The 12,609-nt window shown below is 57.7% G+C and carries 11 protein-coding genes; all 11 read right to left on the reverse strand.

Annotated elements, in window-relative coordinates:
* Positions 1 to 57 precede the first annotated feature (57 nt).
* Positions 58 to 1,182: a winged helix-turn-helix domain-containing protein gene (locus CQ015_RS05810; RefSeq protein WP_181148227.1), complete on the reverse strand. Its 1,125-nt coding sequence runs from the start codon at positions 1,180 to 1,182 to the stop codon at positions 58 to 60.
* A 68-nt stretch (positions 1,183 to 1,250) separates the two neighbouring features.
* Complete coding sequence (hpf, locus tag CQ015_RS05815) at positions 1,251 to 1,949, reverse strand: ribosome hibernation-promoting factor, HPF/YfiA family (RefSeq protein ID WP_105569254.1); 699 nt, start codon at positions 1,947 to 1,949, stop codon at positions 1,251 to 1,253.
* Between the two features lie 173 nt (positions 1,950 to 2,122).
* Positions 2,123 to 2,830 carry a ComF family protein gene (locus tag CQ015_RS05820; protein ID WP_105552453.1) on the reverse strand — a complete coding sequence of 236 codons (708 nt, stop codon included), beginning with the start codon at positions 2,828 to 2,830 and terminating at the stop codon, positions 2,123 to 2,125.
* A 136-nt stretch (positions 2,831 to 2,966) separates the two neighbouring features.
* Positions 2,967 to 4,580, reverse strand: coding sequence for an LpqB family beta-propeller domain-containing protein (locus tag CQ015_RS05825; RefSeq protein WP_181148226.1), 1,614 nt, complete (start codon positions 4,578 to 4,580; stop codon positions 2,967 to 2,969).
* Between the two features lie 89 nt (positions 4,581 to 4,669).
* A complete protein-coding gene (gene mtrB / locus CQ015_RS05830) occupies positions 4,670 to 6,439 on the reverse strand; it encodes an MtrAB system histidine kinase MtrB (RefSeq protein ID WP_258133868.1) in 1,770 nt (589 codons plus the stop codon).
* 41 nt (positions 6,440 to 6,480) lie between these two features.
* Positions 6,481 to 7,161, reverse strand: coding sequence for an MtrAB system response regulator MtrA (gene mtrA, locus CQ015_RS05835; protein ID WP_105552456.1), 681 nt, complete (start codon positions 7,159 to 7,161; stop codon positions 6,481 to 6,483).
* Positions 7,162 to 7,296: 135 nt separating this feature from the next.
* Positions 7,297 to 8,349: a hypothetical protein gene (locus CQ015_RS05840; RefSeq protein WP_105552457.1), complete on the reverse strand. Its 1,053-nt coding sequence runs from the start codon at positions 8,347 to 8,349 to the stop codon at positions 7,297 to 7,299.
* Positions 8,342 to 8,713 (reverse strand): chorismate mutase, encoded by a 372-nt coding sequence (locus tag CQ015_RS05845; protein WP_096286604.1) that lies wholly within the window; start codon positions 8,711 to 8,713, stop codon positions 8,342 to 8,344. Before CQ015_RS05845 ends, CQ015_RS05840 begins: the two co-directional genes overlap by 8 nt.
* Positions 8,714 to 8,810: 97 nt before the next feature.
* A complete protein-coding gene (locus CQ015_RS05850; protein WP_105552458.1) occupies positions 8,811 to 10,472 on the reverse strand; it encodes an ABC transporter ATP-binding protein in 1,662 nt (553 codons plus the stop codon).
* 20 nt (positions 10,473 to 10,492) lie between these two features.
* A complete protein-coding gene (locus CQ015_RS05855) occupies positions 10,493 to 11,470 on the reverse strand; it encodes an ABC transporter permease (protein WP_105552459.1) in 978 nt (325 codons plus the stop codon).
* 2 nt (positions 11,471 to 11,472) lie between these two features.
* Positions 11,473 to 12,564 carry an ABC transporter permease gene (locus CQ015_RS05860; RefSeq protein WP_105568859.1) on the reverse strand — a complete coding sequence of 364 codons (1,092 nt, stop codon included), beginning with the start codon at positions 12,562 to 12,564 and terminating at the stop codon, positions 11,473 to 11,475.
* Positions 12,565 to 12,609: the final 45 nt, after the last annotated feature.

Here is a 12,609-nt window from a genome sequence, read left to right on the forward strand (position 1 = left end):
ATTTCCCGGGGCGGTTTGGTGTTCTGCATGCAAATAGGAACTGCGCTAACAGGCTGTTCACAGCCTGTATTTCACGTTGTCTAAGGCAAGCCAGCGCGCCATTCGTCCGAGTTCAATTTCCAAGGCAGCAGCAACTTCGTTCGGTGCGTGCGCCTCATAATGCACCGAATTTACCTGCAATTCGCCCTTCGCGCGGTCGGCTTTCAAATCGACCCTACCAACGAAGCGCTCCCCGTAAAGCATTGGGAAAACATAATAACCATAGCGACGCTTCTCTTTGGGAACATAGATTTCGACTCGGTATTCGAAATCAAAGAAGCGTTCCAGCCGCTTGCGGTTGAACACCATCGAATCAAATGGCGCCAATAAGCGCAGATCCGGTGCGATTCTCCGAGGGATCTTCGTACCGGGGATCATGAAACACGTCTCTGTCACTCGTTCAACTTGCACGCGTTCCACCAGTCCCTCGTCAGCCATGGATTCCAGAGCTGCCTGAACCTCACGAATTGGCAATCTGAAGTATTCGGCAACGCAATGCTTTGTACCAATGCCTTGAGCGGTCAAGGACTCTACGACTAGCCGACGTAGCGCCTGATATTTATGCTCTTGGTCGACCGCCGGCAGCTCCGGCAAGACATCCTGGCTCAGTGCGAATAATCGCTCGAACTGCGTGTTTCGACCCAATGCAAGAATCCTGCCCTGCGCAAATAATGCTTCGGTGACAATCTTGGTGTCATTCCAGTTCCATCCCCAGTGGTTTCGATCCTTCATGGGATTGACTCCCAGCGAGGCACTGAGCTGGCGTGCGCTAGTACCCGGGTGCAACGAGAGGTGCTCGATTACCCGGGCACTCAGGTCCTTCAAATCGCCATCGAATTGTTCCGAACGATCAACCCAGCGCCGGCGTTGCCAGGGCACGAGATCTGCCACGAGCTCGCTACGCACATAGCTTGCCTCATGTGCCCAGTATTCGGTTGCCGGTCCATGCCGTTGCGACACCAAGGCATCCAGCAGTTGGGTGTCGTAGTGACCAAGTCGAGCGAACAATGGAACATAGTGCGCCCTGCTGACGACGTTTATCGAGTCAATCTGCAATTGCCCGATTGCGTCAAGAACCCCCACAAGGTGGCGCTTGGAAACCTTGGTCTGCTTGCGTGGTCGAGACAGACCTTGGGCGGCCAACGCAATTCTTCGTGCTTGAGATAAGCCCAGAGTGCGTTGACCGCCCAGGTCGTGAGAGTTGTTAATGATTAGCCCTCGTTAGCCAGGGCCTTATCGCGGTAACCGCGAACTTCGGTTGGCAATTCGTCGTTTTCACCCAATGACGGGTCGAGGGTGATGACGCCGTACTGGTACTGGGTACGTCCGTAGACGACCGAATGAGCGCCGGTGGCTTCATCGATAAACAGATAGAAGGGGTGCCCAACGAGTTCCATGCGATCAACTGCGTCATCAACGCTCATGACTTCAGCGGGGAAGACCTTGCGGCGAATGACGACCGGCGAATACTCCGCTTCCTTCGCGTTTGCCTCGGCTTCAGCGCTTGCCTGGGCTTCGAGCGTCTCCTGCACCAAAGATTTGTCGCTTGGAGCTACGGGTAGCGAGCTAGTCGCCTCGTGGACAGCGATTGGCGCATGGTTTCCACGATGAACCTTCCGCTTATCCCGTGCCTTGCGCAATCTTTCGAGGAGCTTTGCGAATGCGATGTCGAACGCCGCAAATTTATCTGCTCCGCGAGCTTCCGCACGAATTGCGGGGCCCCGTGAAACGACCGTCAGTTCGACGCTAAGCGCGGTGCTCTGGTTGCGGGCGTGTGCTTCCTTGACGACTTTCACATCGATGCGCTGAATCTTGCTGGCCAGCTGGTCGACCTTGGTGATTTTCTCGTCAACGTACTCACGGAATCGATCCGAGACGGTGATATTACGTCCGCTGTAATTCAGCTCCATGGTGTCCTCCAATAGGGAGTCGGGTGACACAACAGCCCGGGGTTTTCCTCCCCCAAAGGCTGAAGATGGGCCTTCGCTGCATCTGTGATGCAACCCATACTTCACCCTATGCCACATCCGGCAGGATTCAAGTACCAAACAGCCAGATTTCATATCGCGTTCAGCGAAATCGGCTAGTCCTCGTCATCGCTAGGTGGTTTTGTGAATGCGAGAACCACGGCTCCAATCACGTCGTAGCCTGCTTCAAAGCAAGCCAGCGCCGCACTGCGAAGGGTGGACCCCGTGGTCGTGACGTCGTCGACGAGAATTATCGGCTGTCCCGAATACTTCGGAATTTCCGCAATCAGCCGCGAGTCACCGCTTCGCCGCGCGGGCCCAGCTTTGCTCTTCTGCTGCCCACCAAGAAGCTGACGGAAACGATAGTGAAGTACCGGTGAGGTCCGAGTGTGCTCCCCGAGCAGCCTCTGGCGCTGTGCCATTTTCAGCATGACCTCTACTGGTCGATAACCGCGCGTGCTCAGGGCACGCACGGAGCTGGGCATGGGAACCACCAACGTAGGCTGGCCCAATACTCTAGGAGGACAAGCAATATTAATCGCCGCGGCCAGGAAAGGAGCGAACTCTTGGCCCAAGAAATGACGTTGTTGATTCTTGTAGGCCAAGATAGCTCGCGCCAGTTCGTTGCTGTAGATACCGCTGGCGCTGACCGGCAGCTGCCACTGCGTACTGGGCAGCTCAATATAGAACTGCAGCTGATCCCCCAATGGTGGTAAAAACAGCTGCTGATGAATCTTGTGCCGGCATTCGGGGCAAAGCCTAAAATCCGCACGCTCGCAAATTGCGCAACTCGTAGGTAAAAGTAGGTTCAGCGTCTCGCGCACCGAGTGAATGATCCATCCGGCGCTCCGCGCATGAACCAGCGCATCAAGTAAGCCAGCGGAACGGCGTTGGAGTGACATGCTTCAAGGATGTCGCTGCAACCGCCTTGCGCTGGAAGATGTCTCACCAATTGTGAATTCAGCCCGGGTATGCGACGTCTTTGGCGTAGTCATCGAGCGCATGCCATGAATTGCCCACCCGCGTGTAAAGTTCCTCGCTCGTTTCGGCATACACCGGTCGGCGATCTCCGACACCCGAGGTTATGCCGCTCATGCCGAGCAGCAGACCCAACCGTTCAGATCCATGCTCGAAAGTGATTTGTTCCGCTGCAACCTGTTCGGTTGCGCTCAACTCGGCCACAATGATTGAACGATCCGAGTCCCATACGGCGGTGGAAACTGGCACATCTGGGAAGATTTCCATCGGCTCGTCGGTCAGTCCGCGTGGCACACCATCGGCGTCACGCACGATGCCGGCGACGTATACTTTAGCTTCGTCATTCTCTTCGGCCACGATCAGCGCACGTGCGCCATCACGCGAAATAGCCAAGGAACTGATTTTGGTGTCTTCGAGCCAGGAGACGCTAATCGGGCGCACTTCTCCCTGCCCGGCCACATCTTCGGGCACCACCAGCAGCGGATGCTCCGCGGTGTTGTCAGCCGTCCAGGTCCAGCCCGCGATGTCCATCGAGGGGCGGATTAAGGCGCCGCCTTGAGCGGCCACGCTGACGCTTCCGCTCTCGCTGATCGTCATCAATTGCGTGCCCTTGCCATTGAGGAAGGCATACCGATTCCCCACCGCTGACATGGCAGGATGGCGCGGGTGGAACGCCGAAATGTCCGGGACTCCGCCAACGGGGATGATCGATCGTCCTTTGACGTAAACCAGCGATTCATTGGAAATCGCGATCAGTGTGTCCGGGGTACTCGGATTGATCAGCGCCGGCACAAAGTTTGCCGACGGCGAGCCCAAGGTCACTTCGGTTTCATCTTGAAGCATGCGCACAATGCTCACGGAGGACAAGGGCGATAACGTTTTTTCAAGTTGCTGCTGCATGAGCTGTTTCGCATGATCAGAGGCATCGCTGAGGCTCTCGGCGCTGAGATCAACCGTCGCCGTTCCATCTCGCACCGGCACCGCCGAACGCACGAGCGTACTTGCCGGAGAAAAGGCCGAAACGACGGCGTTCTGCAGATATGGCGCCGGACCAGCCAATAAGGCCTCCACCATAGACGTCGTCGTACCCGCGCCAGAGGTAAACCAGCGGACATCGGGCACCAAATATTGGTAGCTGGCGTCGTAGAAATAAATAGTTTGCGGAGCGAAGATCTTGCTGAAGGAACTCGATTCCAGCATGATCCCGTCCGGCGCATTGGAAATCCGCCATTGGTTATCCACCTGGGTAAGTTCCACGTCCACGGCGCGCGTTGAATGCTCTGGTTCTTGGGTGTAAACACCCATCGCGTCAACCTCACCAGATATTTCCAGTTGCACCGTGTATCGGTTACTTTCGGCACCGGTGAGTACGTTCATCGCCTCATAGATCAGCGTGCGGGTATTCCCGCGCCAGTCGGCCCCCAACTCTGGGGTCATGAATTCCCGCGAAAGCGCATAATCTTCGAGGACCGATCGTCCAGCTTCGACGAACCCTTCGACGATACGGCGTGCATCTGCACCTTCCGTTGGCCCTTGGGCATCAAAGCGAAAAGGCTGCGATTCGCCCTGGTCGGATTCGGCTTCAATCTTCTGCACGGTCGAATTACGTGGGATGGCGGCGCAGCTTGAAAGTATGAGCAGCCCGGTAAATACGATAGTTAGAACTCTCAGCAACCGTAAGCGCATTATTTGCCCTCCCCCGGATTCTCGGATGGATCCACCGGCTTGGGGAAGATTTCGTCCTCGATAAGAATATCTTCGTCGTCCAAGATCAACGGCGTGTAGCCGATCTTCGGCACCTCACCGGTCAACGGGAAGGAATCACCGAGCAGACCGAGAATTTCTTCCGTCACCGGAGGTTCCAATGGAAGTGGGGATGAGGTAATCGCGTCGTGCGCGGTCCGCGGCAAGGTCAAGCGGAATGCCGAGCCCACGCCCTTCTTTCCCCAGGCTTCCAGGCGTCCGTCATGCAACCGGGTATCTTCCATTGAAATGGACAGGCCCAACCCCGAGCCGCCGGTAGTCCGGGCACGTGCCGGGTCCGCACGCCAGAAGCGATCGAAAACATGTTTGCAGGCCTCGGGACTCATCCCGATGCCGTAGTCTCGCACGGTCACCGCGACCGAGCTTTCGTTCTGGCCGATGGTGATATCGATGGGGTTCTGTTCGCCGTGTTCTACGGCGTTTAGCACGAGGTTTCGCACCACACGCTCAACTCGGCGCGGGTCGAATTCCGCCACGCATCCCTCTGCCGGGGCGTTGAACCGGATAATCGAGCCATATTCATCGGCCACGGGCGTGGCGGTGTCGATCACCTTTCGTACAATGACGTTCAGGTCGGTGGACTCTCGATCAAGGACCGCAACGCCGGCGTCGAATCTGGACACTTCCAAGAGGTCATTGAGTAGGTTCTGGAAACGTTCAATCTGCTCATACATGAGCTCCGCCGAACGGGCGGTGAGCGGATCAAAGTTCTCGCGAGCATCGTGAATTAGCTCAGCGGCCATACGCACTGTGGTCAGCGGGGTTCGCAATTCGTGGGAAACATCGGAAACGAAACGTTGCTGCATGGCCGAGAGGTGATTGAGCTGGGTAATCTGTTCTTGCAGCGAGTGCGCCATGTGATTGAAGGCAGTACCGAGTCTGGCGACTTCATCCTTGCCAGCAACCTTCATCCTCCGGTCGAGATCGCCCGAGGCAATCCGTTCGGATACATACGCCGCGTCTGCAACTGGACGCACTACGGTGCGGGATACAGACCAGGAAATAAAGCCAACGACTAGCAACAAGACCAGACCGGTAAAGGCCATGGCACGGTTGATGAATTCCAGGGTGTCCTGCACGCTGGATAAGTCATAGACCAAGTACAGCCCATATTCACGGCCCGGAGGGATCAACACCTTGGTGCCGATGATGATGCCTGGCTGAATCTCCGAACCAACGCCAAGCTCAATTGAACGCCAAAAAATCCCCGAATCGCTCTGCACACTTTCGGCCAGGTCGTCTGGGACTACTCGGGTAGTCAATGAGCCAGAAGCGGTGGGTCCTACATACAGGTTTTCATCACCTGCGACCGGAATTGGTTTGAGCACAAAGTCACGGATCACCGTGGCTCCGTCGCCTTCTAGCGTCGCCAAGGTCGAGTTCACCAAGGACTGGGTAGAAACACGGTCGGTTGTGGAGGCAGATTCAAGAATTGAACGCGCCTGAGCCAGACCACGTTCAGATTCTTTTGAAATCTGATTAAACCGCTCGCTGAATAGCGCGGAGGAAATCTGGTTGGACAAAAAAGCGCCGGCTGCCAACAGCGCCAAGGAGGTAAAGAGCAAGGTCGAAATCACCGTGCGATACATCAGGTGGCGCTGCCAGCGCTGCCGAATCCATTCAATAGGTCGTTTGACCCAAAGCCTTACCCTCAAGAATGCAGGAGCTACCGGAGGAATTTGAGCACGCACTTCGACCGGTGCAATCTCGCTTCCGGTCGTGGCGTGTTCACTCAACTTGCCGTACCAGCCTTGTAACCCACACCGCGAATGGTCTGAATGACCTGTGGTTTTTCAGGGTCTAATTCAATTTTGGACCGCAATCGCTGCACGTGAACGTTCACCAGGCGCGTATCGGCTGCGTGTCGGTAACCCCATACAGCTTCCAAGAGCTGCTCGCGGCTGAAGACCTGCCACGGTTTACGTGCCATGGTGACCAATAGATCGAATTCAAGTGGGGTGAGGGAGACCTGATTACCAGCGCGGGTCACGCGGTGCCCGGCGACATCGATTGTCACGTCCCCCACGGTCAGAGTTTCTGCCACATGCGTTTCATTCGGGCGCAACCGGGCTCGAACGCGCGCTACCAGCTCTGCTGGCTTAAAGGGCTTGGGCACATAGTCGTCAGCCCCGGATTCCAAGCCGCGAACAACATCTGCGGTATCAGATTTTGCGGTCAGCATGACCACCGGAACGTCCGACTCCGCACGAATCTGCTTGCAGACCTCGATGCCGTCAATTCCAGGCAGCATCAGGTCTAACAGAACCAGGTCGGGATTAGCTTCGCGGAATGCCTCGATTGCGCCGGATCCGTCGTAGCAAAATGATGCTTCGAAACCATCATTCTGCAAGACGATGCCGATCATCTCCGACAACGCCTCGTCATCATCGACGACTAAAATCCGAAACTTCATACAACATCCCCCTGAAACCGAAAACAGTGGCGTCACCCACGTCGCCTATACGGGTACTTTTACTTTCCCCACTCTTCCTAAGATACATGACACACCCCCGTTTTCGTGCTGTGACCGCACAAATCAAGGATTCCGCTACGCGTCAACCCGCGTTTGCTCCAAAGCTTGGGCATAACCGGTTAAATGTTGCAGGCATTCAACCACCTGATTTGCACTCGCGTTGGCAAACGTGCCTGCGGGCATCAGCGTCAGCTGGCCTAACTGCGTCAACGGCAGGCCAAGCTGCCGCCACGGCCGGAGCACCTTGTTCACCCCGTCGACAACTCCCGGGGCACGCTTGCCCGGTTCAAGTAGCTGAAGGTAAATCTGCGCCCCGGTTTCCACCAAAGCTGCGACGCGCTCCCATGAGCGGTGATCCATTCGCGCCGGATCGATCACATACCCTTGCACACCGGCCTGATGCAAGATGTCCACGCGTTTGATCCACTGCTCATCGGCGCTGGGCAGATTAACGACTATTTGCGTGCCTTCGACCTCGGCAAGCGTCTGCACAAACCGGGAGTAAACCTCGCGCACCTCCTGTCGTGGAATGGAGCGTAAGGTGCGATATCCGCTGGCGGTGGGCAATGCGCCGTCAAGCACAGCGGGCAGCTGCGGCTCATCGAGCTGCACCGTAAATCTTTGAATCGTGGTGCTCCCGCGCATCCGCAGGAGCTGCTGCTTCACCCCGTCGGCATAAGCCTCCAAGACATCCCGGCGTGCCCCGTGATCAATCAGGATCCGTTCACCGTGCTGCAGGTAGAGCCCTGCCGCCAATGACCACGGCCCAAGGGTCGAAATCTTCAGTCGCGTCGCTGGTTTCTTCTCGGCGCCGATGACATCAGCCAAGAGGTTTTCGTCGCTGCGCAACAAGCTCCGCGCCCGACGGGCATCAATCCCATCGGTGACCCCGATGCGCCAACCATGCGGTTGCAGGTCAAAGCCCATGTCGCTGACCATGCTGGCGCTTCGGCCCAGTGCATCGGAACCCATACCGCGGTCCACTAATTGCGGGAAAACCGCCAAATTCGGTTCGCCTAGTTCCCCGCGGATAACCTTGTGAATCTCCAACGGATCTTGACCGGGAAATTGGCAGAACGAGGTGACGAAGACATCCGAACGGGCGAAATCGTCACTTGGTTCAGTCATTTTTATGCGCGTCAGAAATGTTCTGATGGTGGCGAATGACCTCGGAGATGATGAAGTTCAAAAACTTCTCGGCAAACTCCGGGTCAAGGTGTGCCTCGTGAGCCAAGGTGCGCAAGCGCTGAATCTGCGCTTTTTCACGATTGAGATCGCTGGGCGGCAGGTCATGACGTGCTTTAAGCAGGCCCACGCGTTGTGTGGCCTTAAAGCGTTCGGCAAGCAGATACACCAACTGGGCATCGAAGTTATCGATGCTTCCACGGATGGCGTACAACTCGTCGAGGACTTCTTGCTCAACTTCCCCTGGCAGAGAACTTGCATGCGGGTCGAATTCCTCGATAGGGGCAGTAGTGTTCGGCTCGCTCATGATGTTTAGTTTACGTGGTCATCTCGTGTATTTCCCATTAAGTGACGTTGCCCCGACAACCTGAAAAAGGATGTCGGGGCAAAATCTAGAATCCAGGCTAGGCGCCGTTCAATTCTTCAATGATCTTTCGTCGCACGGCTTGTTCGCGAGGATCCGGAACTGGCAGGGACGCGATCAAACGCTGAGTGTAGGCATTTTGCGGCGCGGAAAGCACCTTGGAGCCTAACCCCTCCTCGATCAATGAACCCCGGAACAAGACGCCCACCCACGAAGCCAACAGGTCAACCACTGCGAGGTCGTGGGAGACGAACAACGCGGCGAATCCTAGTTCCGCCTGCAATTCACGGAATAGTTCGAGTACCTTCGCCTGCACCGACACGTCCAGCGCGCTCGTGGGCTCATCGGCGATCAGCAGCTTAGGTTCCAGCGCCAAGGCCCGCGCCAAGGAAGCTCGCTGACGTTGACCGCCAGAAAGCTCATGCGGGTACCGATCGGCAAAGCCTCCGGGCAGCTGCACGGATTCCAAGAGCGCAGCGACCTTTGACCGAGTCTGTGAAGGGTTCAGTTCTCGGTGCACGTTCAACGGTTCGGCCACGCACTCCCCCACGGTCAGATGCGGGTTGAAGCTCGCCGCGGGATCCTGGAAAACGAAACCGATCTGCTTGCGCAGCGGCTTGAAGCTGCGTTCCTTGAACTGCGCCATTTCATAGCCGAGCACCTGCAGCGAACCATCGGTGATCCTATTGAGCCCGGCGATGCTGCGCCCGATGGTTGTTTTTCCAGACCCTGACTCGCCCACCAGTCCATAAACCTCACCGGCGTGAATCTTCAGATCCACTCCGTCCACCGCGGTGAATCCAGGAGCTCCGAGACGTCCAGGGAAATGCACCCGTAGCCCCTTGGCCTCCACGAGCACTTCGGCTTGGGCGTGGGGCCGCTCTTCCAGGCCGGCAGAGGCGGAATTGCGTCCCAGATGCGGTACGGCCGCCAGCAGCGTTCTGGTGTACTCGTCCTGCGGGTTCTCGAACAGCTCACGCGAAGTTGCTTGTTCGACAATCTGCCCTTGGTTCATCACGATGACCCGGTCCGCGATGTCTGCCACCACGCCCATGTTGTGGGTGATGATCACAATTGCGGTCCCCAGCTCATCGCGCAGGTTCCGCAGCAGAGCCAGGATTTCGGCCTGCACCGTGACGTCCAGCGCGGTGGTCGGCTCATCGGCCACGATCAAATCGGGTTCCAGCGCCAGCGCCGCGGCGATCACCACACGCTGCTTCTGCCCGCCGGAGAACTGGTGCGGATAGTAATCCACGCGTTGTTCCGGATCCGGAATGCCTACCTGGCGCATCGCCTCGACGGCGCGCGCCTTGGCTTCCTTTTTCGACAGCTTGGTGTGTGCACGGATGCCCTCCATGATTTGCCAGCCAACGGTGTACACCGGGTTCAGTGCGGTGGATGGCTCCTGAAAGATCATCGACACGTCTCGTCCGCGAGCCGCCCGCAATGCGGACCCCTGGAGGGTCAGCATATTCTGGCCCTTCAGGTAGACAGCGCCATGCGAGGCACCATTTTCCGCCAAGATCCCCAACGCGGTGCGCGCGGTCACCGACTTACCCGATCCGGATTCGCCGACGATGGCCAGGATCTCCCCTGGCTTGACCGACAAATCCACGCCGCGGACCGCAGGGACGGCCCCCGCATCCGTGACAAAGTCGACATTCAGGTTCTCGATGCGCAACACATTCTCTGTGGCGTTCATGTCAATTTTCAGATTGTTACTCACCGTGCGGCTCCTGCCTGCGTGATGCGTTGTGCCTTCTTGCGGCTGAAACGACGCAGCCGTGGATCGTTGAGGTCATTCATCGATTCGCCGACCAGGGTCAGGCCCATGACCGTGAGCACGATGGCAAGACCTGGGAACAGCCCGGTCCACCAGATGCCGCTGGTCGCGTCGGACATCGCGCGGTTCAGGTCGAAGCCCCATTCGGACGCGGCGGTCGGTTCGATGCCGAATCCGAGGAAGCCCAGGCCGGCAAGCGTCAACAGCGCTTCGGTGGCGTTCAGGGTGAAGATCAACGGCAAGGTGCGCGTCGAGTTGCGCAATAGGTGCGTGGTCATCACGCGCCACGGGCTGGCACCGATGACCTGCGCCGATTCGACGAAAGGTTCGGCTTTCAGGCGCATCACCTCGGCGCGCACCACGCGGAAGTATTGCGGGATGAAGACCACGGTAATGGATATTGCCGCCGCCATGATGCCGCCCCAAAGGCTCGATTGGCCCTGTGAGATGACGATGGACATCACGATGGCCAGCAAGAGTGACGGGAATGCGTAGATCGCGTCGGCGAGCACCACCATGATGCGGTCAAACCAGCCACCGAGGTAGCCGGAGATCAGGCCCAACAGCACTCCGACGAACAGCGACATCAGCACCGCGGCGATAATCACCCAGATCGCAGTTCGCGCACCGTACATGGTGCGGGAGAAGACATCGTAGCCGGTGACGGTGGTCCCCCAAATGAACTTGTCATCGGGAGCCGCCTGGCGCGGGAAGTCGCCGGACATATCTGATGACTGGGCGAAATCAAAGGGAGCAATCAACGGGGCGAAGAGGGCCGAGAAAATAAACAACGCCGAAAGTGCAAGGCCGGCGATCAACATGCCGCGCTGGAGACCAGAGGACATGCGCAGGTGTGAAACGACCGGAAGCCGGGCGAACCAGGACTTTCGGGCCGAGGCAATCGAAGGGATGCTCATGATTAGTACCTGACTCTCGGGTCGATCAGGGCCGCAAGGACGTCAACAATGAAGTTGGTGACCGCCACGATAATGGCCAGCACCACTACGATGCCCTGTACCGCGACGAAGTCTCGGGCGGTGAGGTACTCGGCCAGCTTGAAGCCGAGCCCCGCCCACTCGAAGGTGGTTTCGGTGAGCACCGCGCCGCCGAGCAGCATGGCGATCTGCAACCCCATCACGGTGATGATGGGAATCAATGCCGGGCGGTAAGCGTGCTTGGTAACCAGGCGGAATTCGCTGACGCCGCGTGAACGTCCGGCTTCAACATATTCTCGTCCCAGTGTGCCAATCGCGTTGGTGCGCACCAGACGCAGGAACACCCCACCGGTCAGCAATCCCAAGGCCAACGCCGGGAGCACCGCGTGGGCGGCTACGTCGCCGAAGGCGTTCAGGTTACCGCTGCGCAGGGCATCCAGCCAATAAATGCCCGAAGGGTTTTGCAGACCGGTCAGCGCAAGTTCGGTCTGCCAATCGGCACGACCGCTGATCGGGAGCCAATCCAGCCACACCCCGAAGATCAGTTTGAGCAGCAGGCCGGCGAAGAAGACCGGGGTCGCATAGGAGAGGATCGCCAGGATGCGCAGGACCGCATCCGGGTAGCGGTCACGGAATTTTGCCGCGACCAGACCCAAGGGGATGCCTACAAGCAACGCGACGAGTACCGCGTTAACCGCAAGTTCTAAGGTAGCTGCGCCATAGGTCACCAAGACCTCGGTGACAGCACGGTTATCGCTCATGGTGCGTCCGAGATTTCCGGTGAACACCTGGCCTAGGTATTCGATGTACTGGATGAGAACCGGGCGATCATAGCCGGCCTCATGAATTCGTATGGCCAACTGGTCTGGAGTTAGACGTCCACCCATGGCAGCGGTAATCGGGTCACCGGTTACGCGCATGAGGAAGAAGACCACCGTGATGAGGATGAAAACGGTGGGAATGATCAACAGGAAGCGGGTAATCAGATAGCGGAGGAATCCTCCGCCCTTCTGCTTCGCTGGTTTGCGCGCAGGTGCCGGGCTGTGAGTTTCGCCCGTTTGCGACGTGATTGTCATCTTTTGTCCTTAGTATCAGGATCAGAATTTTGGCGCATGGTCCGA

It is taken from the genome of Arthrobacter sp. MYb221 (assembly GCF_002979835.1).
Classification (GTDB): Bacteria; Actinomycetota; Actinomycetes; order Actinomycetales; family Micrococcaceae; genus Glutamicibacter.